General features: G+C 57.6%; 20 protein-coding genes. 7 read left to right on the top strand and 13 right to left on the bottom strand.

Annotated elements, in window-relative coordinates; translation table 11 throughout:
- Positions 1-273 precede the first annotated feature (273 nt).
- Together AC13DD_RS17405 and AC13DD_RS17400 are read left to right on the top strand one after the other, a co-directional pair.
- Positions 274-735 (top strand): universal stress protein, encoded by a 462-nt coding sequence (locus AC13DD_RS17405; RefSeq protein WP_092032089.1) that lies wholly within the window; start codon positions 274-276, stop codon positions 733-735.
- 46 nt (positions 736-781) lie between these two features.
- Positions 782-2284, top strand: a complete 1503-nt coding sequence (locus AC13DD_RS17400; protein WP_062781114.1) for an MFS transporter — start codon at positions 782-784, stop codon at positions 2282-2284.
- A 162-nt stretch (positions 2285-2446) separates the two neighbouring features.
- On the opposite strand, the gene AC13DD_RS17395 is transcribed toward AC13DD_RS17400, so the two are convergent.
- The 3 genes from AC13DD_RS17395 to trhA all read right to left on the bottom strand — a co-directional run bounded on the left by AC13DD_RS17395 (position 2447) and on the right by trhA (position 5677).
- Entirely contained in the window at positions 2447-2863 is a 417-nt protein-coding gene (locus tag AC13DD_RS17395; protein ID WP_092032087.1) for a globin family protein, read from the bottom strand.
- Between the two features lie 172 nt (positions 2864-3035).
- Positions 3036-4667: an MFS transporter gene (locus AC13DD_RS17390; RefSeq protein ID WP_092032085.1), complete on the bottom strand. Its 1632-nt coding sequence runs from the start codon at positions 4665-4667 to the stop codon at positions 3036-3038.
- 314 nt (positions 4668-4981) lie between these two features.
- Complete coding sequence (trhA, locus tag AC13DD_RS17385; protein WP_482931527.1) at positions 4982-5677, bottom strand: PAQR family membrane homeostasis protein TrhA; 696 nt, start codon at positions 5675-5677, stop codon at positions 4982-4984.
- A 166-nt stretch (positions 5678-5843) separates the two neighbouring features.
- On the opposite strand from trhA, the gene wrbA reads away from it, so the two are divergent.
- A complete protein-coding gene (gene wrbA, locus AC13DD_RS17380) occupies positions 5844-6443 on the top strand; it encodes an NAD(P)H:quinone oxidoreductase (protein ID WP_092032079.1) in 600 nt (199 codons plus the stop codon).
- Between the two features lie 99 nt (positions 6444-6542).
- Here wrbA and AC13DD_RS17375 read toward each other — a convergent pair whose 3' ends face one another.
- Positions 6543-7244, bottom strand: coding sequence for a Crp/Fnr family transcriptional regulator (locus AC13DD_RS17375; RefSeq protein ID WP_092032076.1), 702 nt, complete (start codon positions 7242-7244; stop codon positions 6543-6545).
- A gap of 173 nt (positions 7245-7417) precedes the next feature.
- On the opposite strand from AC13DD_RS17375, the gene AC13DD_RS17370 reads away from it, so the two are divergent.
- Positions 7418-8335 (top strand): AEC family transporter, encoded by a 918-nt coding sequence (locus AC13DD_RS17370; RefSeq protein WP_104270725.1) that lies wholly within the window; start codon positions 7418-7420, stop codon positions 8333-8335.
- On the opposite strand, the gene AC13DD_RS17365 is transcribed toward AC13DD_RS17370, so the two are convergent.
- On the bottom strand, positions 8332-8985 hold the full coding sequence (locus tag AC13DD_RS17365) for a cation efflux transmembrane domain-containing protein (protein ID WP_062781130.1): 654 nt from the start codon (positions 8983-8985) through the stop codon (positions 8332-8334). The two genes, AC13DD_RS17370 and AC13DD_RS17365, sit on opposite strands and share 4 nt — an antisense overlap.
- Positions 8986-9071: 86 nt before the next feature.
- Positions 9072-9530, bottom strand: coding sequence for a Cd(II)/Pb(II)-responsive transcriptional regulator (cadR, locus tag AC13DD_RS17360; RefSeq protein WP_062781132.1), 459 nt, complete (start codon positions 9528-9530; stop codon positions 9072-9074).
- A 237-nt stretch (positions 9531-9767) separates the two neighbouring features.
- Between cadR and AC13DD_RS17355 the strand changes: the two genes are divergently transcribed.
- On the top strand, positions 9768-10277 hold the full coding sequence (locus AC13DD_RS17355; protein ID WP_241956213.1) for a hypothetical protein: 510 nt from the start codon (positions 9768-9770) through the stop codon (positions 10275-10277).
- A gap of 14 nt (positions 10278-10291) precedes the next feature.
- Here the strand turns inward: AC13DD_RS17355 and AC13DD_RS17350 are convergent, their stop codons facing one another.
- The 4 genes from AC13DD_RS17350 to AC13DD_RS17335 all read right to left on the bottom strand — a co-directional run bounded on the left by AC13DD_RS17350 (position 10292) and on the right by AC13DD_RS17335 (position 13470).
- Complete coding sequence (locus tag AC13DD_RS17350) at positions 10292-11809, bottom strand: FAD-binding domain-containing protein (protein ID WP_482931526.1); 1518 nt, start codon at positions 11807-11809, stop codon at positions 10292-10294.
- Positions 11806-11952, bottom strand: coding sequence for a DUF2256 domain-containing protein (locus AC13DD_RS17345; RefSeq protein ID WP_008175434.1), 147 nt, complete (start codon positions 11950-11952; stop codon positions 11806-11808). Before AC13DD_RS17345 ends, AC13DD_RS17350 begins: the two co-directional genes overlap by 4 nt.
- Positions 11953-12037: 85 nt before the next feature.
- Positions 12038-12634, bottom strand: coding sequence for an SCO family protein (locus AC13DD_RS17340; RefSeq protein ID WP_008175432.1), 597 nt, complete (start codon positions 12632-12634; stop codon positions 12038-12040).
- Positions 12631-13470 carry a cytochrome c oxidase assembly protein gene (locus tag AC13DD_RS17335; RefSeq protein ID WP_053112963.1) on the bottom strand — a complete coding sequence of 280 codons (840 nt, stop codon included), beginning with the start codon at positions 13468-13470 and terminating at the stop codon, positions 12631-12633. Before AC13DD_RS17335 ends, AC13DD_RS17340 begins: the two co-directional genes overlap by 4 nt.
- Positions 13471-13596: 126 nt before the next feature.
- Between AC13DD_RS17335 and AC13DD_RS17330 the strand changes: the two genes are divergently transcribed.
- The gene (locus AC13DD_RS17330) at positions 13597-15285 is read left to right on the top strand and encodes an HAD family hydrolase (protein WP_482931525.1); all 1689 of its coding nucleotides are present in this window, start codon (positions 13597-13599) and stop codon (positions 15283-15285) included.
- A 33-nt stretch (positions 15286-15318) separates the two neighbouring features.
- On the opposite strand, the gene AC13DD_RS17325 is transcribed toward AC13DD_RS17330, so the two are convergent.
- Together AC13DD_RS17325 and AC13DD_RS17320 are read right to left on the bottom strand one after the other, a co-directional pair.
- Positions 15319-16563, bottom strand: coding sequence for a substrate-binding periplasmic protein (locus AC13DD_RS17325; RefSeq protein WP_286802083.1), 1245 nt, complete (start codon positions 16561-16563; stop codon positions 15319-15321).
- A 128-nt stretch (positions 16564-16691) separates the two neighbouring features.
- Positions 16692-18224 (bottom strand): cryptochrome/photolyase family protein, encoded by a 1533-nt coding sequence (locus AC13DD_RS17320; protein WP_482931524.1) that lies wholly within the window; start codon positions 18222-18224, stop codon positions 16692-16694.
- 205 nt (positions 18225-18429) lie between these two features.
- Here AC13DD_RS17320 and hemN point away from each other — a divergent pair, with 205 nt between their 5' ends.
- Positions 18430-19848 (top strand): oxygen-independent coproporphyrinogen III oxidase, encoded by a 1419-nt coding sequence (gene hemN / locus AC13DD_RS17315; RefSeq protein WP_482931523.1) that lies wholly within the window; start codon positions 18430-18432, stop codon positions 19846-19848.
- 114 nt (positions 19849-19962) lie between these two features.
- Here the strand turns inward: hemN and AC13DD_RS17310 are convergent, their stop codons facing one another.
- Complete coding sequence (locus AC13DD_RS17310) at positions 19963-21990, bottom strand: methyl-accepting chemotaxis protein (protein WP_273069420.1); 2028 nt, start codon at positions 21988-21990, stop codon at positions 19963-19965.
- Positions 21991-22304: the final 314 nt, after the last annotated feature.

Here is a 22304-nt window from a genome sequence, read left to right as displayed (position 1 = left end):
AAAGCACCTCTGAAACCCTATCAAAACCCGGGATTTCGGGTGCGGGGCATTGGAGGTACCTCCTGCTGGGTGCAGTGGTGGTAGGCAATTCCGGGATTTTGATGGGAGAGGGATAGATCCTTGATTTCTCTCGTGGGGTACGCGCTGCCAGCGTTGATTTACGTCAATTATGGGCGGCATCGGAGTGTGGGCTAATGCTGACAGATATCAATGGATGTCCCTTGATCTGCCCTCGAGTAGGGCACCGGAAAATGCCTTCGGGAGAACCCAGAAATGAAAATCATGATTGCCTACGACGGCTCGCGAAATGCCAGGTTGGCACTGGCACAGACCATCACCATGTTCCGCGACCTCAAACCTGTGATCACTCTGGTCGCAGTTGCTGAAAACCCACGGGACATCACCTCCGGAAACGAGGATATGTTCCAGCAGGAAGTTGCCGATCTCAAGAAGCATCTTGCCGAGGCCATGGAGGTTTGCAGCCAGGAACAGATCTCTGCTGAAAACATGCTTCTGGAGGGTGACCCCAGAAAGATGCTGTTGTTCGCGGCGGAGAAGAAGATCCATCCCGACATGCTGGTCATAGCACGTCACAGCCATGAGCCCGATGGCGGCTTTATTGCCCGCTCACTGACCTATTTCGTGGACGAACTGGATTACATGACCTTCGGCAGTGTGAGTTCCTTCCTCGCCCGCCGCATCCAGTGCCCGCTTCTCATTCTGCCCAGCCGCTAAGTCTGGCCATAACCGTTTCTGTAATTGAAAGCCCAGGGAGGCTGACATGAAAGTCGCAGACGTTTTCCACGTCAAGAATCCGGAAGTCAGGGCACTGCACCTGACCTGGATTGCATTCTTCATTACCTTTTACGTGTGGTTCAACATGGCGCCGCTGGCATCGAGTATGCTCAAAAGCGTCGACTGGCTGACCGCCGATGACCTACGCCTGTTTGCCATCTGCAACGTGGCATTAACCATTCCGGCCCGGATAATCGTGGGCATGGCCCTGGACCGTTTTGGTCCACGGCGTGTGTTTTCCGTTCTGATGGTCCTGATGTCCATCCCGGCCCTGGTGTTTGCGTTTGGTAACACCATGACTCAGCTCCTGGTCAGCCGTCTGGTGCTCAGCTCCATTGGTGCCAGCTTCGTGGTGGGTATCCACATGACTGCCATGTGGTTCAAGCCGAAAGACATCGGCTTTGCCGAGGGCTTTTATGCCGGTTGGGGCAACTTTGGCTCCGCCGCGGCGGCCATAACACTGCCAACCATCGCGCTGCACATGTATGGCGGTGAAGACGGCTGGCGCTGGGCCATCGCCCAGAGCGCGATCGTGATGGCGGCCTATGGTGTCTACTACTGGTTTGCGATTACCGACGGCCCGGCAGGCACCGTCCACCGCAAGCCCCGCAAGGCCGTGGCGCTGGAAGTCAGCAGCTGGGTCGACATGATCAAGCTGATCCTCTGGACCATCCCGCTGGTGGGCGTTCTGGCCATTCTGGTATGGCGCATCGAGAACATGGGCTATCTGAGTGCCACCGGCGCCTTCATCTGCTACGCCGTGATTGTCGCAATCGTGTGTTACCAGATTATCCAGATTCTCAGGGTAAACGTTCCCTTGCTGAAACAGGGCGTGCCGGAAGACGACAAGTACCCGTTTAACAGCGTGGCCGCGTTGAACAGCACGTACTTCGCCAACTTCGGCGCCGAGCTTGCCGTGGTCTCCATGCTGCCGATGTTCTTCGAGGAAACCTGGAGCCTGAGTGCGACCGCCGCCGGCCTTATTGCTGCTTCTTTCGCCTTCGTGAACCTGGTGGCGCGCCCGATGGGTGGCCTGGTTTCAGACCGTATGGGTAACCGCCGGTTCGTGATGCTCAGCTACATGTTCGGCATCTCCGTCGGCTTCGCGCTCATGGGTCTGATGAACTCCAACTGGCCGCTGATTATCGCCGTGGGCATTACCGTATTCACCTCCTTCTTCGTACAGGGTGCCGAGGGCGCAACCTTTGGTATTATTCCCTCTATCAAGCGGCGCCTGACAGGCCAGATTTCAGGCATGGCCGGGGCTTATGGCAATGTGGGCGCGGTTGTGTACCTCACCATCTTCACCTTCGTAACCCCGACTCAATTCTTCTACATCATTGCCGGTGGCGCGTTCATCAGCTGGCTGCTGTGCATCATGTGGCTGAAAGAGCCGGAATCCGGGTTTGCCGACGAGTATCAGGTGTCTTCTGTGGATCTCCAGATCGAAGAGGAAGAGCGGCGTCGACAGGCTGCGGCTACCAGCTAACCCTGCACTATTGAAGAAAAGGCCGCCGAGGCACTGCCCGGCGGCCTTTTTTAGTTGGAAGGGGAGTCTTTCGGGGATCACTGTTGGTCTTCACGCGGCTCGGGCGCAGGTCTTGTTGCAAATCGGATCTGACGGGAAACTGGATCTGGTGCTCACCTCAAGTCAGAAATGATCGTATCCGAATTTCATGTATGTGATTCCAGGACTCAGTACCAACCGCCAGGCCAGTTCGATATCGTCGCTGCACTCCCGATCATAGGCCCATACGGTGTCCGTCAGGCATTCGAGCCAGAGGTCGTATAGGTAGGGCTTGATATTCAGATGGCGGGCGCTGTGCAGGCAGGCAATTCGATGGAGGACATTGTCAACGTTGCCGCTGGCGTAAAAGGCCACGAGGCTGAAAAAGGATTTCTTCAGCATGCTTCGCTGAACCGCCATATCCGTGTTGCGAAACAGTACCCGGACCTCAGGTGAAGACATCAGGAACCGGCGATAGAAGGCTTCAAAGAAGTCAGGTAGCTCAGGTGGACTCTTGAGGACGCGCTCGTAGCTTGCGTCGAACAGCTCTTCGAAGGACATGGCAGGCTCCCTGGTTCTGTCGGGATTAAATCCAATATTCTGAATCTAGCATTTGCCGGCGTTTGCGTCATTTCGTCCGGTCGAGGCAGTCGAGGCGGGAGCCTTCAGTAGAGAGCAGGCATAAAAAAACCGGCGTCCTTAACGGACGCCGGCTGTTTTTAGGAGCGTGGTATCAGGGATTCTTGATGTACGCGCCCTTGCGCAGGTAGAACCACCAGTTAACCACCAGGCAGAGGGCGTAGAACACCGCAAATCCGTACATGGCCACTTCCGGGGTGCCGGCCTGGATTTCCTGGCCCATGACCCGGGGAGCGATGAACGCGCCGTAGGCGGCAACCGCGGAGGTCCAGCCCAGAACCGGACCTTTCTGCTGCTGGTTGAAGATGAAGCCGATGCTGCGGAAGGTGGAACCGTTGCCGATGCCACTGGCCGCAAACATGATGATGAACAGTATCAGGAACGGCGCAAAGTAGGCGTTCGGATCGGTGGAGTTGTAGGCCAGCATCATTACATAGCCGGTCGCCACAGAGGCTGCGACCATCACAACCGAGATGATCTGGGTAACGATGGAGCCGCCCACCTTGTCGGAAATCCAGCCGCCTACAGGGCGAATCAGCGCGCCCACAAACGGTCCCATCCAGGCCCAGGTCAAAGCGCTTGGCGCATCCGGGTTCACCACGCGGGTCACGGTACCGTCGGCTGCGACGTCCATCATGTTGCCGAAGATAACGCTGATGGACAGCGGCAGGGCCGCGGAGAAGCCGATGAATGAGCCGAAGGTGAGTATGTAGAGCACGGTCATGGACCAGGTGTGCTTGTTGCTGAAGATGGCAAACTGATTCTGGATGTTCGGTTTGATATCGCCGGGGATCAGTCGCAGAAGAATCAGCGTGAGCACGATGGTCAGGGGCAGGGCCAACCACATGTTCAGTACGCTGAGAGCCCAGACGCCGGCGATAGAAGCGAGAATACCCACGCCATACAGTCCGAGAATCTTGCCAAATGCTGAAAGCGGGTTGCCCGGGTTCGGGGTAACCACTTTCAGGTTGTTCATGCCGAACCAGCCGGCAAACGCCAGCGGAATGAGGAATACCAGCCAGATAAAGCCGGCGTTCTGGATCCAGGTATCGGTACCCGCTTCAATGCGGCCAATCAAGGTGCCGCTCGGGCTCTGTAGCTGCATCGGGTCGCCGGCGAGAGCGCCGAAGATGCCCACGGTCATGACCAGTGGGATGACCACCTGCATGGTGGTGACACCGAAGTTACCGAGACCGGCATTCATGCCCAGGCCATAGCCCTGTTTGCTTTTCGGGTAGAAGGTGCTGATGTTGCTCATGGAGCAGGCAAAGTTTCCGCCACCGATACCGGAGAGCAGTGCCAGGGCCTGGAACATGATAAACGGTGTGTCTGGGTTCATCAGGGCGATGCCGGTACCGGCAGCAGGAATCATCAGCAGGGCGGTGGTCAGGAACACTGTGTTTCGCCCGCCGGCAATCTTGATCATGAACGAGGCCGGGATCCGCAAGGTGGCCCCGGACAGGCCGGCGATCGCAGAAAGGGTAAACAGCTGATCAATGGTGAATGGAAAACCCAGGTTCTTCATCTGCGTGGTGATCATTCCCCACATCAGCCAGACGGCAAAGCCCATCAGCAGGCTGGGTATGGAAATCCACAGGTTGCGGGAAGCGATACGCTTGCCTTCCCGTTCCCAGAATTCTTCGCTTTCGACATCCCAGTGTTCGATGTCTGCGTTGGTCCTGTTCCTCGCGCCGATGTGGCCGGCGCTCGCTGTACTGTTAGCCATGATTCGTGCTCCTCGGTTTGCATACCCCTTTGCCTCCGGGCAGAGGCTTCAGGGCTTTGTGCCATTGTGCAAAGCAGGAGGGGGGCTAATTCTTGATATTGCTCAAGGACAAAATGAGGTGTCAGCGGGTCCGTTTTCCGGCGAACATTTTGGTCCGTTTGTGCGCCGTAAAATTCAATTTAATCAAAAAGATGCGATAGTGATATCTCGAAGTGGGTAGGTGTTCAGGAGGTTAGCGCAGTGGAGGTAGCCACTCATTTCCGTCGGTTTAGATCCGTGCCGAGCTTGATTTGAGTCCGCTTGCCGGGACTGCTTCAAGCGATGTGAGGCAGCACGCCATAGTAGATGGCACTGAAGTGGCAGGCGCTGCCGCCGATCACGAACAGGTGCCAGATCGCATGCATGTAAGGTATGCGGTCAGCCAGGTAGAAGGCGACGCCGGCGGTGTAGACAACGCCGCCGGCAATCGTCAGGTTCAGGGCGGTCTCACTCAGGTTGGCCACCAGATCGGACGAGGCGAAAGTGATCAACCAGCCCATGGCGATATAGATGCCGACCCTCGCCAGTTTGAACCGGTTCTTGAAAATAACCTTCAGCACCACCCCGGTAATCGCCAGTGACCAGATCACCGCAAACAGCGTCCAGCCCACTGAGCCGCGCATGTTTACCAGGAGGAACGGCGTGTAGGTGCCGGCGATCAGCAGAAAAATGGCGCAATGATCCAGGGTCTTGAAGGCGCTTTTCAGTTCCGGTCGCCGGGCACCGTGATACAGGGCAGAGGCCAGGTATAGCAGGATCAGCGAAGCGCCAAAAATACTGAAGCTGACAATCTTCCAGGCATCCCCGAACTGGCTGGCGCCAATGATCAAGGCCGCAGTGCCGATAATGCTCAGGATGGCTCCGAGCCCGTGGGTGGCACTGTTCAGCCATTCCTCAATGCGGTGATGGGTATTGGGTGCCGGGGATGGAGTTGCTGTCGCTGTCACTGAATGGTCTTCCTGATATGTCATGCCATTAAAATACTTGAGCGTACACGTGTACGCAATGGCCGAGAGTGACCATCCTGTGAGGCTGTTCAGAAAAACTGAATAACCTGTCGGAAAACTTCCGATTTCTCTCGAGTCTGCCTCTGGTTAACATCCGTATATCGATTTAAAGACACGGGAGGTTTTTCTCATGGCAAAAGTACTTGTGCTCTATTACTCCATGTATGGCCATATCGAGACGATGGCAAACACCATTGCCGACGGCGCTAAAGGCGTTGACGGCGTCGATGTAACCATCAAGCGCGTGCCCGAGACAATGGGCGACGAAGCATTTGTAAGTGCTGGCGGAAAGGCGGATCAGGAAGCGCCAGTGGCTGATCCGAAAGAACTGGCAGAATACGATGCGGTGATTTTCGGCACGCCCACTCGTTTCGGAAACATGGCGGGCCAGATGCGTACCTTTCTGGACCAGACGGGTGGCTTGTGGGCTGAAGGCAAGCTCCACGGCAAAGTAGCCAGCGTGTTCACGTCGACCGGCACCGGGGGCGGACAGGAGCACACTATCAGCTCTTTCTGGACCACCCTGGCTCATCACGGCATGGTGATTGTGCCCCTCGGGTATGGCATTCCCGAGTTCTTCGATATCTCTGAAGTGAATGGCGGGACGCCCTATGGCGCTTCAACCATCGCTGGTGGCGACGGCTCCAGGCAACCGAGTGAAAAGGAACTCGCCATTGCCCGCTTCCAGGGTAAGCACGTTGCCGAACTGGCAGTAAAGCTGCACGGATGATACTGAGGTTTTAGCAAAGCGTTGAGCGTTTTTCAGGGCGGCAGGCGAGAGCTTGCTGCCCTTTTTTATGCAGCACTGTCTGGAGCCTCACCTTCACAGTCAGGTTCTTGCGGCTCCGGTTTTGAGACGGGAAAAAGTCGCCGGCACAACACCGAGCCATGACGCCAGCTGATTGTCCGGCACCCGTTTGACCAGCTCCGGATATTCCTCAAGCAATAACCGGTATCGGTCACGGGCCGGCATTGTGTGCTTGCGGAATTCCCTCATGCTGGTGAGCTCTGCGATTTCTTCTGTCAGTGCCAGGGCGAACTGGGGCCAGAGCCCCTCTCCATGAGACTGGATCGCCGACCGGAAAGCCGAGAAGTCGGCCACCCAGGTGGTCAGCGGCGTGACCGTAGTCAGGCAAAGGGTATTGCGCACCGTGCGGGTTCGGCCAAAAACCGGCCAGACCATATCGCCTTCGGAAAAGAAATGATGCACCGACATCTTGCCGCTTGGCGATTCCCGGAAAAGCCGGAGTATGCCGTACTGAATCAGGTAAACGTTTGCCCAGGGTTTATCGTGTTTTTCCAGTGCAATTTCGGGGTCTACCCGTCTGAGGTGGAACAGGCGTGCAAGGTCTGCCAGAAACCGGGCGTCCGGATCATTTTCATGGCCCGCCAGACGAATACCGAATACCCGGCTCAAGCCATGCAGGAGGGCTGCCGACTCTGGTGCGGCATCCTGCTCAACAATATCCGGGTTGTTTTCTCCCAGCATGCATGGAGCCGAGGAGACGTCTGGCCTGAAAATACTGTTCATGGCATTGACCCTGTTATGAGTGTCACCTCGATTATGGTATCAGAGAAGAATCTTTTGAAATGACTTAAATCATTAAGGCTTTTTCACTGAGTCGATATCGCGATTCGGTGAAAGTTCAGTGATAGACTCCGCCTCCTGTCGCTGGAAGTTTACCCTTGCCTCACGGAGTTCCGATGGCTGCAGCCCTTGCCCTTTTCTTCAAGCTTATACCGCTCTATGTGACCGTCGCACTGGGCTGGATCGCCGGTCGCTATCTTGAGGCCAGTGGTCGCCATATTGCCGGCATCATGCTCTACATCGTGACACCATCCGTGGTGTTTTCCGGTGTTATGGCAGCGCCGCTTTCTCCCGAAGTCATCTTGCTGCCCTTTCTGGTATTCGGGATTTCTTCTGTTCTGGGAATTGTGCAATTAAAGCTGGCCAAGAGGATGCTCTCCGACGGCAGTGCCAACATCATTCCCCTGTGTGTGGGTTCCGGTAACACCGGGTACTTCGGGGTGCCGGTTGCGTTGTTGCTGTTCGGTGAAGAGGGGCTCGGGCTCTACATCGTGTGCATGCTGGGCACCACGCTGTTCGAGAACTCCGTGGGCTTCTATCTGGCGGCGAGAGGGCGCTACAGCATCAAGGATGCGCTCTGGCGGGTGCTGAAACTTCCGTCTGTCTATGCCTTCCTGGCGGCGGTTGCGCTGAATCTGGCGGGTGTTGGGATTCCCGATATCTTCGTGCCACTGTTCGATAACCTGCGTGGGGCCTACAGCATTCTGGGCATGATGATCATCGGCATGAGCATCACCAGCTTTCGTGGGCTGGCGGGCAATGTCCGCTTCACCGCGCTGGCGTTTTTCGGGAAGTTCGTGATCTGGCCACTGGTGGCGATTGTGTTCTGGTGGGTTGATTCAGCAGTGCTGGGCATATACGAGCCAGCGGTTCACAAGGCCATGTTCCTCATCTCGATCACCCCGATTGCTGCTAACACCGTGGTTATCGCCACGCTGCTGGATACCTCGCCGAGGCAGGCAGCGGGTACGGTGTTGCTTACCACGCTGTTTGCCCTGGCGTTTATCCCGGTAATGATCTCCCTGGCGTTTTAGCGGCTGCTCGATGCTGTAGCTGCCGGTTGCGCTTCACTGGCCCTGGCTTGGGCAATGTCGCTGCGGGCATGGCGCATTACGCTGATGCCGGCTGTAATCGCCAGCGTGCCCATGATGGCCGCCACAATCAGATCGGGCCAGGCGGTTCCGGTACCGAACACGCCGAGCGCAGCCACCATAACGGCGATGTTGCTGATGGCATCGTTTCGGCTGCACAGCCAGACCGAGCGCATGTCCGAATCCCCTTCACGAAATTTGAACAGCATTGCGGCCACGCTTACATTGGCGGCAAGTGCCAGCAGGCCAACCGCACCCATGGTCAGCGGCTCTGGTGTTATGCCCGCCTGCACCACCCAGACTGCCCGTGCCCAGACCACCAGGCCGAATGCCGTCATGGTAATACCCTTGACCATGGCTGCCCGGCCGCGCCACAACATTCCCATGGAAAGCACGGTCAGGGAGAGGATGTAGTTGGCGCTGTCGCCGAAGAAATCGATAGCGTCCGCCATCAGTGAGACAGAACCGGATGACAGGCTGGCGACGCCCTCGACAACGAACATGGCCAGGTTCACCCACAACGCAATCCATAATGCCTTGCGAAAGCCCGGGGCAGGGGATTTGGGTTCGGGGGCAGAACAACTGCACGCCATAAAGACCTCCTGTATTCGAATGCCTCTATTTAAAACCCTGTAGTTGCTACAGGGTCAACAGTTGTTGCCGAAATTTTTAACACCGGTCACTTTTGGCCGGGGCCATGGGTACCGGGTACGTGGTTGTGGCGATCCTCTGGCTCCAATGCACCGAGTTCGGAATTCAGGCCGCCAAGAATGCCGCACTCCCGGACCGTTCTGCCATCAGTACAGGCTTCCTGAAGCCGCACCAGGGTCTCTTCCAGGCTCGCCAGTTCTTTCAATCGCTCGCGCACGTGAGTCAGGTGGCGGGCAAGCAGGGCGTCAACATCGCTGCAGTCTGCTTCCGGTTGTTCGGCCAACCCGATCAGCTCGCGGATCTCGTCCTGAGCCATGTCCAGGTTGCGACAGCGTTTAATGAATAGAAGGCGGTCCAGGTGAGCGTTACGGTAAGAGCGGTAGCCGCTGCTGTCTCGATTCGGTTCCGGCAGCAGGCCGATCTTTTCATAGTAGCGGATGGTTTCAACGGGAATGTTTGTGACTTTCGCCAATTCACCGATTTTCATCGCATGATACCCCAGACACGACCTGGAAAATGGACGGTTGCCTTAAGTCCTGTCATCAAGGCAAAGCCTGAATGCAGGGTATCACAATGAGAGTTATGATCTCCCCGGGCATTTGGATGACACAGATCAACCTGAGAGGACTTAAACGGGGTTCAAGGGGCCTTTTTCAGCCTCAATTCAGTTTCATGGTCTTTACTGATAAGGATGCACAAAGTTGCAGCCTATAAGGAGGATTTCATGAACAGATTAACCCGTTTCGTAGCGTGTTCCGTGCTCGTTGCTTTGCCTGCCTTCGCTTTTGCCCAGGGAAACCCGGGGCAAATGCCTCGCAGCGGCATGATGACTGAGGAACAAGTGCAGCAGATGAATGAAAACATGGCACGCATGCAGGCCATGATGCAGGAAATGCGGAACGCCAATTCCAACGCTGAACGCCAGAGACTGCGCGAGCAGCACATGGAGTACATGCAGGAGCACATGCAGATGATGCGTGGCGGCATGATGGGGCCCGGGATGATGGGCCAGGGCATGATGGGCAATAGTCAGGGAATGATGGGCAGCGGCCAGGGCATGATGAATAATCAGGGCCAGGGTAAAAAGCAGTCTGGTAATGCCCAGAGCAATCGCTCTGGCGGGCCCGGGATGGACAACGAGCAGCGTCTTCAGATGATGGAGAACCGGATGAACCAGATGCAGATGATGATGGAGCAAATGCTGGAGCATCAACGGCAAATGAACCGCAAATGATGTGATTGTGCCCTCTAGTCGAAGAGTGACAATTGATCGGGCTGCTGCTTCGCTGGCACGCCGGGGCGTTTCTGGACAGGTCCCTTGCGACTGCCGTGGCGTAACAGCACCCGGTCTGTTTCTGTCTTGCTGACATGCTGCTTGCGAAAGTCGCCAACCGCCTTGCGGGCAACCCGAGCGGCCTGCTCATGGTCACACACCGGTGAGATGTAGGTGTTGCCGCCATAACGCTCTTTCTGGGCCGGTGTCATCAGCCAGGGTGTGTGGATCATTTCACTGGGCACGCCGGCCAGCTCGGGTATCCAGCGCCGGATGAACTCGCCATCGGGGTCCAGTTTCCGGCTTTGCAACACCGGGTTGTAGATGCGCAGGGCGTTGATTCCGGTCAGGCCGGACTGCATCTGTGTCTGGGAGTAGTGAATGCCCGGCTCGAAATCGGTAAACAATTGGGCCAGGTGAAGGGCGGGATCGCGCCAGTGCAGCCACAGCTGGTAACTGGCGATCGCCATCAGCATGGCCCGCATCCGGAAGTTGATCCAGCCCGAATGACTCAGGGCACGCATGCTGGCGTCCACCAGGGGCCAGCCCGTCTGGCCTTCCTGCCAGCGCTGCAGGCGTTCGGTATCATTGGGCCCGGTTTTTAGCGCCTCCATTTCCCGGTGCATCGCCCGGAATTCCAGCTCCGGTTCGTCCTCCAGTTTCTGGATAAAATGGCAGTGCCAGTGCAGTCGCGACCGGAAACTGGTCAGGCTTTTCTTTTTCCGGGGCAGGGTATTGCGGTGATTGCCGGTGGCCTTGGCCTCCTGGTAAATCTCCCTCAGGCTGACGGTGCCGTAGGCGATATGCGGGCTGAGGCGCGAGCAGGCCCTGACCGCGGTGTTCGGGCTGGAAATGTTGTACTGGTAGCCGACGCAGCGGCGATCCAGGAAAGAAGCGAGCAGTTTTTCGCCTCTCGCGCTGCCGCCAACCTGGCGGTCCGGGCAGCTATCAGGCAGTGTGAAGTCCCGGCTGTCGTAGCCACTGGCATCGCCCTCGATGCCTTTCATTTCCGGTATTCTTGCTGGGGCCTCTAGCAACGGCTGACGCATCAGCTCGGTCCAGGCTCTGTCCCAGACATTCCGGTCGCCCAAGCGGCGAACCACACCGAACTGGTTCCACTCGCGGAATTCCACCTGGTTTTCCGAGCACCAGCCAATGACTGCCTTGTCTCGCTCGAAGGTCCAGTGCCCGCCGGTTTCCTGGTGGCAGAACACGCGTTTGACGTCTTGCCTGGCCTGAAGCTGTTTCAGCGTATCAATCACCGACCCTCTCATCACCAGGAGCCGGCTGCCGGCCTTTCGCAACTGCCGGTCAAGATCGTCCAGGGAGTCTCTGATAAACGCCCATTGACGGCCGCTGGTGTCCGGCAGTTGCCAGTATTCGTCCTCGATCACATACAGCGGTATGACCGGTTCGCCCAGGCTGGCCGCTGCCACCAGGGGGGCATGATCCCGGGTACGCAGGTCGCGCTTGAACCACACCACGGTGGTCATGAGAGTGCGTTCCGCTCGCGCCGGCAACGTTCGCTGCAGTAGCGAACATTTTCCCAGTCCTTCGCCCATTTTTTGCGCCAGGCAAACGGGCGCTGGCAGACCGGGCAGGTTTTCTCCGGGAGATTGAGTTTCTTATGGGGCACCAGTGTCTTCCATTCGGGATGTAGGGCTTTCTACGTCTGCTCCGCAGGGCGGGATCAGCGCCCGAGGCGGCGACAGGTATGGGTATCAGGAGCGTGATCCCTGTGCCAGCTGGGCCAGATCTTCACTGATCTGCTCTGGCGACAGTCCGGGTCGCAGGAGCAGCCGGGCGTTGCCGTCGCGATCGAAAACGTAAACGGCGCTGCTGTGTGAAACGTTGTAGTTGCCGCTGGCGTCGGGTTCGTCGTAACCGAAGGTGGTCCGGTAGCGTTTGGCGAGTTTTCGAAGCGCGGGTTCTTCTGCAGTCAGGCCAACGACCCGATCGCCGAAGAAATTCACGTAACTGGCCAGGCGTTCCGGGGTATCCCTGCGCGGGTCAACGCTTACGAACAGGGTGGTGACGTCGTCCCGATACTTTTCGGGAAGTTGCTGAACCGAGCGGCGCAGATCAGTCAGCGTGGTCGGGCAGACATCCGGGCAGGAGGTGAAGCCGAAATACACCAGGCGGATGTTGCCCTGCGAGTCTGCGGGAGTGACAGTGTTTCCGTCGGTGCCCTGGAGCTGGAACTGGAGCCTGGGCATCAGGCCCGAGATGTCCTTGCCATGCCAGCTTTCCTCATTCCCGGCACAGCCGGCGAGCATCAGGGCAACGAAAACAGGCCATAGTGGCAGCGTTCTGTTCATGCGTTTCCTCCTGCCATCGAGCGGCTTTTGGGGAATTTGCCATCTTCGTGCATGGCCCGGCGGAGCACAATCAGGATGCCAATGATGCTCATCATGGCCGGGGGAATCCAGGTCAGCAGACCGCCCAGTAACTGGTCGGTTTCCGGGGGCATGGGCCAGGCCCGGCCGCAGACTTCGTAGACGTCATAAACCATGCCACGGGAAAACACGATCCAGGCCCCGAGAATCATCTGGGGGATCGCCACCAGCGCCAGCAGGAGTATACGTTTGCCGTAGCCCAGGGCACTGGTGATGGCCGGGGAGCGGGGATCAAAGATCAGCCACCAGAACAGCAGGCCATCCAGCAGCATGCTCCAGTTCATGATCCAGTAGAGCTGCCGGCTGAGCATGGCGTCAAAATGGATGGGCGGCCAGAGCCAGAAGTAGATCAGTCCCACGAACAGAACCGAAGCGATAACCGGTTGCTGCAGCAGCCGGTAAATCCAGCCCAGCGGCTGCAGCCAGTAGCGTACAGACGGTGAAATCTTCTGGTACCAGAATCGCATCACCGGCAGAGGGTTAGATAGCGCAATCAGGATCGGCCCCAGGTGGTGAAGAATCAGGTGCTGGCCCCGATGGACGAAAAACATGTACTGGGAGTAGTAATCAAATCGGGTCTGCATCACCGCGTAACAGAGCATGACCCCGAGCGTGAAAGTGATGATGCGGCCCGATCCCGGCCGGTCCTGCTCCGGCATCCTCAGTAGCCCGACACCATAAAACCCGAGCACCAGCATATAACTGAGCAGGGTCAGCGGTGAAAAATCATAGGGCAGCAGGTAGCTCGATACTGGCATGGATCAGACTCGATGCGTGCACGCATTGGAAACCGGGTTTATCTTTCTTGTCAGTACCGCCGAGTTTTGCCGGCCCGGCGGCGGATTTCAAGGCCGGCTTCAGGAAACTTCTGATGGAGGCGGAGCATGGCCCGATTCTGTGATTCCATTTCAGCGCCGTCAGTGCTGATTTTCGACTGGCACGGCACCCTGGTAGACACCCACGATGCCATGTTCAGTGCTATGGAAGACATGTTGCCGCAGTTGGAGGATCTGGGGCTGGTGGAGCGGCTGCTGCCGGAGGATAAATGCCGAACATCGGATGATGCCCGCCTGGTGCGTTACATCCGTATCTTCCGGCGCCTGCATCCGCGCATTCTGGCGGAGCGCCGGGTGTCGAGGACCGATATTTTCAACGCCATCTTCGGGGATGACAAAGAAGCCAAGCTGATCGCTCACAAGGCCTACAACGAGGCCTATCGCCGCTATTTCGGGCAGGTAAAACCGTTCCAGCCCGGCGCCTATGAGTATCTCTCCGCCCTGAAAGCCATGGGTATCCGGCTGGCGGTATCCACCAACCGGAACCGGGAGTTTCTGGATCGGGAATTACAGACGGTGGACGAAGGCCGATGGCGGAACCTGTTTGATGCCACGGTGTGTGCCGACGACGTAACCGAGTATAAACCCGATCCGGAGGTGATTCTCAAAGCGCTTGAAAAGCTCGGTCTGCCAGCGGATGAAACGGCCTGGTATGTCGGCGACAGCTACGTCGACATGCTCACCGCCAACAAGGCCGGCGTCTCGGGCGTGTTCTACAACGGCGCCTGCTGGGAATCCGGCCGGATCGACAGCTGGTTTTCGCACCGGGACGCGCCGGCGGCCATTCTGGACAGCTTTGAGGACCTCATGGACCTTTTAGCCCTGCTTGAGCGGAGCCAGCCGGAGGCCTTCGAGCAGACGCCTGCCGAGGTTCGACCCCGGCCCTTTCCGCCGCCAAAGCGACCCGAGCCGAGAATTGAGCCGGACTGGCACCCGGCGGTGGTCAAGCTCATCCGTCCGGCAGTCATCCTGTTCGACTGGCACGCCACCCTGGTAGATACCCTCGACGCCATGTACCACGCGGTGGACGACATGCTGCCGGATTTCCACAAGCTGCAGCTTATGGACCGTATGGTGGCGCCGGAAGACAGCAAAACCCCGGAAGATGTGAAGCTGGTGGCCTACGTGCGGGAGTTTGCGAAGCTGCATCCGAAGGTGAAGGCAGACCGCAAGATTTCCCGAACCGATATCTTTGAGGTGTTGTTCGGGGATGACCAGGAAGCCAAGCAGATTGCCCACCAGGCGTTCAACCACCACTACCGGAAACACTACGGTACCGTGAAGGCGTTTGAGCCGAAGGTGCGCGAAGTTCTGGAAGGGTTACGGCGGCTGGGCATCCAGGTGGGTGTCATTACCAACCGGGACCGCGAGTTTTTCGAGCACGAACTGGCGGCGGTGGAGGATACCGGCTGGACGCATCTGTTTGATGTCGACGTCTGCGGCGACGATACACCCCTGCGCAAGCCCCACCCGGATCAACTGCTGCTGGCGGTCCAGAAACTGGATTACCCGCCCGACCCGAGTGTGTGGTACGTGGGCGATAGCACGACTGACGTTATTGCCGCCAAGCGCGCGGGCCTGACCTCGGTATTCTTCAACGGGGCCCAGTGGGATCTGCCCTGGCTGAACAAGATTTTTCCGGGTACCCACAAACACCCGGATAAGCCGGATGTGGTGGTCAACGACTTCTCGGAGTTCTGGGCTCTGGTGTTGGCCTGTGAAGTCGGACCGCCCTGAGTGTCTGCTTTGCCGGGAGGACGATTGAATCAATCAGTATTGTTCAGAGTCGCTCAGTGCTTCCTCGATACTGAGACCGATCACGATCACACCGAGGGCCGGTTCCCCGTGATCACTCAAAACCGGCCTGCTGGCGGTAACCTGGAATCTGGCCGCGGACTTGTCGTACCGAATGGGTGAGAGGTATATCGGTGGATCGCCGCCGGGTTGGGTTGCCTGATTTTCAATGACTTTCTGGAATTTGGGCTCATCACCTTGCCAGTAGTCTGAGGTGAGCTGGCTCATCGCTGCGAGGGTTCCCATGTCATTGACCAGCATTACCTCTGTGACAAGGCCCTGGTGGGAATGTTGCCACGCCTGCAGCGCTTTGGAGCCTGGAAGTGCCAGTATGTCCGCTGCCAGATCTGGCACTGCAAGGGGTGACAGCGCCGTCCATTGGCTGTCGATGGTCATTACGTCAGTAAAGCTCTCCTGCCTGGGTCCTTCCTCGATGATCTGGCGAACATCGAGGATGCTGTTCATTTCCTTGAAAAGCCGGCTCGACAGCTCCGAAATGCGTCGATCTTCTTCCTGTGACAGCGCAAGTTGCCCAGCCATACAGCTGTTCAGCGTGCGGTTGAATATGCCGAGAAATTCGGGGTTGTCTGAGGTAAAGGTTTCGCCCAGATAAAGGTAGAGCGGGGCATAGCGAACGAAGTGCGCACGGAGCTGCGTGCCGGCCAATTCTTTGGCCTGGCGCAGACGATCCATGACTCGCTCATCCATCAGGGCGGTATCAATCCGGCCCCGCTTGAGCAGGGCCAACAGCTGTGAGGGGGAGGATACGCTCAGGAAAATCCCATAGCCTTTAGCGCTCAGCCAGGCCTCTTCGTTGCTGCCGGCGACAACGCCTATTCGAAGGTCTTTGGTAAACGCTTTGTCATCGCGAGTGAAAAAGTACCATTTCTCAAGCGCTACCGGATCGCTCCGTGTGGCAATGGTGTCGAGTTCTGCGGAAGGATCAATGGCAAAATAGCCATCGATCATATTGCGTTCCAGCGAATGTATGGCACGGTTCTGGGGCGTAATCCGGATGCGGGTTGACCAGCCGGCCCGGTTGGCAGCACAAATCACCGTGTCTGCGGTTTCACCGGAGATCTGACTTTCTCCACCCGTGTCAGAGCCCACCATCTGATACGGCGGGCTTTCAAAGGTGTAGAGGTTCAGGATTGGAGGCTGGGCCTGGCAAAGGGGTGATGCCAGTACAGTTGTCAGACCCACTGCCAGTCGAAGGTTCATCGTAGGTGCCGCGTCCGTGGTGTTAACAATCCTGATGTCAGGCTAGCACCAATGTGGGGCTTTTGCCGCACAAGTGCAGGACATATTGGCGTAAACACCTGCTTTGCGGAAGCCGACCGATGTTGGGGTTAAAGCTTCTCCAGGTTCGTCAACAAATACCCGGCGCGCTGGAGCAGCGCTTCCCGTTTCTCGGGCTTCTGCTTGTCCCAGTTCCGGTACATCATGCCCATACGCGGGTTTTTGGCAAAGTCGTCCCGATGGCGATCGATGAAATGCCAGTACAGGGCGTTGAACGGGCAGGCGTCATCTTCGGTGGCCTTGTTCACCTTATAATGACAGTTGGCGCAATGGTCCGACATGCGCTGGATATACTTGCCGCTGGCGGCGTAGGGCTTTGAGCCCAGGTAGCCGCCATCCGCGTGCATGACCATCCCCAGCACGTTGGGCAGTTCCACCCAGTCATAGGCATCGGCGTACACCGCCAGGTACCAGTCACAGATTTCCTCTGGCTTGATACCCGCCAGCAGCGCGAAGTTGCCGGTAACCATCAGCCGCTGAATATGGTGGGCGTACGCGTTGCGGCGGGTGGCATCAATGGCCTTGTGCATGCACCGCATTTTCGTGTCCCCGGTCCAGTAGAACCAGGGCAGGGCGCGGGTGTTGCCCAGACGGTTTTCTTTGGCATATCCCGGCATGTTCATCCAGTAAATGCCCCGCACGAACTCGCGCCATCCAAGGATCTGCCGTATAAAGCCCTCCACCGCGTTGATCGGTGCACGGCCTGAATACCACGCCTGAGCGGCCGCCTCGCAAACCGCCACCGGATCCAGAAGCCCGGAATTGATGTAGGGCGACAGGATGGAATGAAACAGCCAGTCCTCGGTGTCGGAAATCGCGTCCTGATAATCGCCGAAACAGGGCAGAGCGAAATCGATGAAGTGCTCAAGCGCAGCTTCTGCGTCCTCGGCCGTTACAGCAAAATGGAAATCGCCGGTGGTGCCGAAATGATCGCCGAAATGCTCGTCCACCAGACCGATCACATCCCGGGTAATGGCATCCGGCTCTATCCGGAATGGCGCCGGCGCCGGCGGTTTGCCGGTCCATTTCTTCCGGTTGTCCGCATCGAAGTTCCACTGCCCGCCCTCGGGCTCACCCTCAGATGTCATCAACAACCCGGTCTTGCGCCGCATCTCCCGGTAGAAGAATTCCATCCGCAGCTGCTTGCGGCCCTCTGCCCAGTCGGCAAACTCCTGTTTGGATGCAATAAACCGTGTATCCGGCCGGATTTCCACCGGCACCCCGAGGCGTTCGTGCCAGCCACTGATCTGCTCATGCAGTCGCCATTCGCCACACTCGGTGGTGATTACTTTTTCCGCATTGAGCCGCTTCACCTGTTCGCCAACCACTGCCTCAAGGCTCTGGTGTTGGTTGTCCGGATGATAGGCCTGGTAATGAACCTGCCAGCCATCGCTCTCCAGTTGCCGGGCAAAGTGACGCATGGCACTGAACAGCAGCACGATTTTCTTCTTGTGGTGGTTGGTGTAGCTGGCCTCGTCGTGTACCTCCGCCATTACCACCAGATCCCGGTCCCGGTCGGCGTTTTCGAGTGCGTTGATGTCTCTCGTTAATTGGTCGCCGAGGATCAGAATCAGGTTGGCCATGGTGAGGAATTCTCCAGTCAGTATGCTGCGGGCTATGCCCACAAAGGGGTAAACCAAGTACGCCAAGAGCCCAAGGGTGGTTCAGTAACCGGGCTGGTAAACTGAAACCATCAGTCACCTGACCCGAATCAAAAAGCCAGTCAAAGAATTCCCCTAAAATGCCGGCAAATCCTGGATGCCCCCGTTTTACCCCAGAGCGCTTATTATGACCTCCACACCCGCACTCAAAGCCCAAGACTCAACACTGCCAGAATTCATCTGGGATGACGCCCTGATTCGCCGCTACGACCTCAGCGGCCCGAGGTACACCTCCTATCCCACGGCCGTCGAGTTCAACCAGAACTACCCGATTGAGGACATGATCAAAGCCGCGGCTCGCAGCAAGGCCAGTGGCCGGCCGCTGTCGCTGTACACTCACCTGCCGTTCTGCGCGCACCTTTGCTACTACTGCGCCTGCAACAAGGTCATCACCAAAAAACGCGACAAGGCAATGCCCTACGTGGAGCGGGTGCTGAAAGAGGCGGCCATCCAGTCAAAACTGTTCGGGGCCGACCGGCCGGTGACCCAGCTGCATTGGGGTGGCGGTACCCCCACGTTTTTGCCTAAAGATGTGATGGAACACCTGATGGCGGGATACGGGGAGCTGTTCAACCTGCAAACCGGTGATGAGCGGGATTACAGTGTGGAAATTGACCCGCGGGAAGTGGACCAGGATACCCTGCCAACCCTGTGGAACCTGGGCTTCAACCGGATCAGTCTGGGGGTACAGGATGTAAACCCGGAGGTTCAGAAAGCAGTGAACCGTATCCAGCCCCGGGCCATGACCGAAGCCGTGCTCAACGAGGCACGTCGCATCGGCTTCCGGTCCATCAATCTGGACCTGATTTACGGCCTGCCGTACCAGACGCCGGAAAGCTTTGCGGAGACACTGGAAGCGGTGATTGAAATGTCGCCGGACCGGCTCTCAGTGTTCAGCTATGCCCACCTGCCGGAGCGTTTCTATCCGCAGACCCGGATTCAGGGCGACACCCTGCCCAGCCCCCAGCAGAAGCTGGCCATCCTGCACAACACCATCAACCGCCTTCTGGAGGCCGGCTACGAATACATCGGTATGGACCACTTCGCCAAGCCGGATGACAGCCTGGCCGTGGCGCAACGGGAAGGCCGTCTGCACCGGAATTTCCAGGGCTACACCACCCACTCCGAGTGCGATCTGGTTTCCCTGGGCGTTTCAGCGATCGGTCAGACGGACGATGCCTATTTCCAGAACAATCACGACCTGCCTTCCTGGGAGGCGGCCATTGATGCCGGCCAGCTGGCCATCACCAAAGGCGTCAACCTCACTCGGGACGACCGAATCCGCCGCTGGGTGATCGGCCAGCTGATTTGCCAGTTCCGGCTGGACCGTCAGCTGTTTGCAGATGTCTGGCAGGAAGATCTGAACCGTTATTTTGCCGATGAGCTCAGCCGTTTGAAGCCCATGATTCAGGATGAGTTGATTGCTGATGATGGCAACGCGCTTCAGGTTCAGCCTGCAGGGCGGTTGCTGATCCGGGCGATCTGCCAGATTTTTGATTTGTACCGCAAAGAGGGCGCCAGCCAGCGGTTCTCGCGGATTATCTGATAGTAGCGGCATGGTCGGGGTCAGAAGAGTGCTTGCTTCTGACCCCATGTTCATTTGCAGAGCCAAAAAAGGGGCTGTCCGTTTCCGGAGAGCCCCTTTTGCGTCTTGCTGGTATCAGCTGTAGGCCGGCACCTTGAACTCGTTGGCAAGGTCCTGAAGGACCCTGGCCAGCCGTGCCTGCTCGCCGGTCACCTGGGTGATTTCCTGGGAGCCGGTCAGCGTCAGTATGGCGGCTTCACTGACTGATTCCATGCTGCCCGCCAGCTCCCGGGTAACCGCCACCTGCTCTTCAGAGGCGGTCGCAATCTGGCCGGCCATATCGGAGATGCTGTTCACGTCGGTCAGGATATCCGCGAAGGTCTGCTCCAGCTCGGACGCCTGCTCACTGGTGGCGTTAGCCAACTTATGGCTTTCGACAATCGAGCGGCTGGCATTGTCTGTAATGCTCTGAAAGCTGGTGATAATCTCCTCGATCTGGGTGGTGGATTCATGGGTCTGTTGCGCCAGAGTGCGGACTTCGTCGGCGACCACCGCAAACCCTCGACCATGCTCGCCGGCGCGGGCGGCTTCAATAGCCGCGTTCAGCGCCAGCAGGTTGGTCTGGTCGGCAACCTTCCGGATCACATCGACCACATCGGCGATGGTTGAGCTGCGGCTTTCCAGCTCTTCGATCACCTCGTTCACCTTCTGAACCGACCTGGCCAGCGACCGGATGCTCCTCACGCTTCCGTGCAATACCTGCTCGCCACTCCGGCTTTTTTCCATGGCACTGCGTGCGGCATCAGCAACCTGCTGGGTGTTCCGTGAGATTTCCTCGGAGGTGGCGGACATTTCTTCGGTCGCCGCAGCCACTTGCTCAATCTGTTGCTGCTGGTTTTTTACCTGGCTGGCATTCTGGCCGGCAGTCGAGCTGGTCTCCTCGGTAGCGGTGGCCAGCTGCACGCTGGATTTGTCGATGTGCAGCAGTGCATTGCCGAAGCGTCCGAACAGCTCGTTAATGGCCTTGCCAATGGTGCCCACCTCATCATGGCTGGAGATTTCAATCTCGCGGGTCAGGTCCTTGTTGTCCATGGCGAACCGGACAGCACTCAGCAGGCTGCCAACCTGTTGGTTGATGGCCCTGATAATGAACAGCATCAGTACCAGAACGATAAGGATTGAACCTGCGGCAATTCCCGACGCAGCGACCAGATCATTACGGGCATCGGTAACACCGTGTTCCACCAGTGAGCTTAGCTCTTCCAGTATGGACTGACGGATCCCGTTCAGACCCTCAATTCGATCGGTTGTGGTTGTAAACCACTCGGAAGCCTCCAGGGCATACATGCCCGATGGGCTGCTGAAAAGGGTTTGGCGCTTCTCTTCCAGCGATTGGCTTGCGAGTGTGTTCAATCCTTTTTTCAGGTTTTCGCGCAGTTCTGAGCCGGAAGCAAACATGGCGAGTGCCTGATTGAAGTAGCCGTCCTGCTGCCCGGCGAGGCCTGCGATTCTGCGCAGAGTTGGCAAATCAAATTCGCCACTGCGAATCAGTGAGGCGCCGATTGCACGCTCCCGACCCGCCATCTCGGCCACTTCGGCGAGTGCATAGTAGGCATTAACTTCCCGGGTCAGTTCGGGATCGGTGGAACCGCGGATAATAAGCGGAATTCGGTCCACCAGTCCCATGATCAGAGTGGTGTAGCGGGTGGCTGAATCACCCGCTGCGATACTACGGCTATCCACCGCGCGGCGCAGGGAATCGAGATTATCCAGGCCCTGGCGGACAGATTGTATGCTCGCCTCCACGCTGCTCTCAAAGCTGGCATCTGCCATGAGCGAGTTGATCCCCTGGTGATAGGCAGAGATACGGACGTCAGTTTGCCGCCGTTGCTCGGCCAGATCCCGTTCAGCTTGCCGGGCAGCATCAGTTCCCGGTTCGCTGGCAAAGAAGACGGCAGACCGGCCTCGCTCTTTCTGCAGTGTTTCGGTCAGGGGATCGCCGGTTTCGGCGAGTTCTACCATGGAACGCAACTGGCGCATGTCGCTCAGTTCGCCATAGTTCAGAACAATGCTTTCAATCGCAAAATAAAGAATAACAAGCAGAGCCGGAACCACCAGAGTGGTCAGTTTGCCCCGCATGGAGAGGTTGTTGATGAGGTTCATGGCGGCGCCTTATTTGTCTGGTTAATGCCAGTATTATCCCTGGCTATGGGGAGCGCTTTCTATCGCCGTGAGGGGGTAGCTGAAGGGGTAGTTTCGGACGTGTAAGTTGTTGTTATTGTTTGTTAACAACTTGATATGGTTGACAAAAAATGGAGGTGAGTAAGAGTACGCAGAGTACCACTCACGAGGTAGTTTCCATCGCTGGCCTGTCTGTGACAGCGCGTGGAGACAACTTGGGGTAGGTTTTATACAAAAAGCCATTCCGACCTGTGCTGACAATGGTCAAGGCAGTTACTGCGTAAGTGACGGTAAGG

The sequence above is a fragment of the Marinobacter sp. L-13 genome, assembly GCF_056857715.1.
The sequence above is the reverse complement of the archived record's forward strand: the minus strand, read 5'-3'. Positions and strand labels throughout refer to the sequence as shown.

Coding starts and splice junctions, on each gene's coding strand:
- AC13DD_RS17405 (WP_092032089.1), top strand. CDS start 274: ATGAAAATCATGATTGCCTACGACGGCTCGCGAAATGCCAGGTTGGCA.
- AC13DD_RS17400 (WP_062781114.1), top strand. CDS start 782: ATGAAAGTCGCAGACGTTTTCCACGTCAAGAATCCGGAAGTCAGGGCA.
- AC13DD_RS17395 (WP_092032087.1), bottom strand. CDS start 2,863: ATGTCCTTCGAAGAGCTGTTCGACGCAAGCTACGAGCGCGTCCTCAAG.
- AC13DD_RS17390 (WP_092032085.1), bottom strand. CDS start 4,667: ATGGCTAACAGTACAGCGAGCGCCGGCCACATCGGCGCGAGGAACAGG.
- trhA (WP_482931527.1), bottom strand. CDS start 5,677: ATGACATATCAGGAAGACCATTCAGTGACAGCGACAGCAACTCCATCC.
- wrbA (WP_092032079.1), top strand. CDS start 5,844: ATGGCAAAAGTACTTGTGCTCTATTACTCCATGTATGGCCATATCGAG.
- AC13DD_RS17375 (WP_092032076.1), bottom strand. CDS start 7,244: ATGAACAGTATTTTCAGGCCAGACGTCTCCTCGGCTCCATGCATGCTG.
- AC13DD_RS17370 (WP_104270725.1), top strand. CDS start 7,418: ATGGCTGCAGCCCTTGCCCTTTTCTTCAAGCTTATACCGCTCTATGTG.
- AC13DD_RS17365 (WP_062781130.1), bottom strand. CDS start 8,985: ATGGCGTGCAGTTGTTCTGCCCCCGAACCCAAATCCCCTGCCCCGGGC.
- cadR (WP_062781132.1), bottom strand. CDS start 9,530: ATGAAAATCGGTGAATTGGCGAAAGTCACAAACATTCCCGTTGAAACC.
- AC13DD_RS17355 (WP_241956213.1), top strand. CDS start 9,768: ATGAACAGATTAACCCGTTTCGTAGCGTGTTCCGTGCTCGTTGCTTTG.
- AC13DD_RS17350 (WP_482931526.1), bottom strand. CDS start 11,809: ATGACCACCGTGGTGTGGTTCAAGCGCGACCTGCGTACCCGGGATCAT.
- AC13DD_RS17340 (WP_008175432.1), bottom strand. CDS start 12,634: ATGAACAGAACGCTGCCACTATGGCCTGTTTTCGTTGCCCTGATGCTC.
- AC13DD_RS17335 (WP_053112963.1), bottom strand. CDS start 13,470: ATGCCAGTATCGAGCTACCTGCTGCCCTATGATTTTTCACCGCTGACC.
- AC13DD_RS17330 (WP_482931525.1), top strand. CDS start 13,597: ATGGCCCGATTCTGTGATTCCATTTCAGCGCCGTCAGTGCTGATTTTC.
- AC13DD_RS17325 (WP_286802083.1), bottom strand. CDS start 16,563: ATGAACCTTCGACTGGCAGTGGGTCTGACAACTGTACTGGCATCACCC.
- AC13DD_RS17320 (WP_482931524.1), bottom strand. CDS start 18,224: ATGGCCAACCTGATTCTGATCCTCGGCGACCAATTAACGAGAGACATC.
- hemN (WP_482931523.1), top strand. CDS start 18,430: ATGACCTCCACACCCGCACTCAAAGCCCAAGACTCAACACTGCCAGAA.
- AC13DD_RS17310 (WP_273069420.1), bottom strand. CDS start 21,990: ATGAACCTCATCAACAACCTCTCCATGCGGGGCAAACTGACCACTCTG.